General features: G+C 55.2%; 1 protein-coding gene. It reads right to left on the bottom strand.

The genetic code is table 11. From position 1 onward, the window contains the following. The coding region (locus VZ95_RS18940) for a flagellar basal body rod C-terminal domain-containing protein (protein ID WP_045777247.1) at positions 1 to 1,169 on the bottom strand (1,169 nt) is incomplete at its 5' end.

Below are 1,169 nucleotides of genomic sequence, written 5' to 3'. Positions count from 1 at the left end.
TTAAGCGCCGATACCCAGCAGGGTATCGAACATTTCATTGATGGTCGTCACAACTCGAGCGGAGGCCGAATAGGCGTTCTGGTAGGTCACCAGATTGGCCATTTCTTCGTCCACATTCACGCCTTCGAGCTCCGAGGCTTGGCTTTGCAGCGAGCGCACGAATTCCACTTGGAAATCGGCATCGGCCGAAGTCTTGCTGGCGACGATGGCGTTTTGCGACACCATCGATTTCGCATAGCTCGCATAACTATAGGAACCCGAGGAAACCCCGCCGATGCTCTGGCCAATCGCTTGGACCGCCGTAAACGTGTCCGACAGGGTTTTGGCGAGGTTCTTGGTGAAGGGATCATTGGCGAGTGCCAGCAACCCGGCATTGCCGCCCTTGCTCGGGTCGAGATCGGCATGCAGGCTAATGCTGGCGGCAGCATCGCGGAATTCATAGCTTCCAGTCGTGCTGCTATAATGGGTGATATCGACGTTGGCGAACAAACGGAACCCATCGTCAAGACCGGTTACATTCGCCGTATTAGCGGGAACCGCAGTCACGCCGATGTTCGTCGCCCACTGGTTGGCTGGTGAGGCAACTGTAAAGCCGCCCGTCCAGTTGGAGACCTTGAACCGCAAATTTCCGCTCGCGCTATTGGTATCCACAGCGTCAATACGAGCCGTCGCACCATTATTAAAGGTGATGGTATCACCAATATTAAAATTGACGCCAAGTTGGAATGTGGCACCGCCCGTTCGGGAAATATCGATATAGGTCGGGCTCGTCACTGTACCGCTATTATTGTTCGGCGTCGTTGCTAAGCGGCCGAAGGGATAAGATGTACCGGTGGCGCTAAACTGTGCTTCATCAACGACGCCCGAGGTGCGGGCCGAGTTACCGTAAAGCGATTCGGCCAGTTGATTGAGCTGATTGGCGACCCCCTTGAGGGTGGTATCGACCGAGGTAATCAGCCCGGCGATTTTGCCGTCGCGGAACTCCGACTTAATGTCGATCTGGGTTTGGCCATTGATCGAAATCGAGGGGATGTTATCCGCCGTATTCATCGTATTCGGTGTCGAGTACGAGAGCTGCACTGCGGTGCCATCGACCAGAATGCGCCCAGCCTTGGTGAACACCACCATTTCGCCCGTATCGCGGCGGAAGGTCTGGATATCCATATTCT

This window comes from Elstera litoralis, from assembly GCF_000963705.1.
Lineage (GTDB): Bacteria > Pseudomonadota > Alphaproteobacteria > Elsterales > Elsteraceae > Elstera > Elstera litoralis.
The sequence above is the reverse complement of the archived record's forward strand: the minus strand, read 5'-3'. Positions and strand labels throughout refer to the sequence as shown.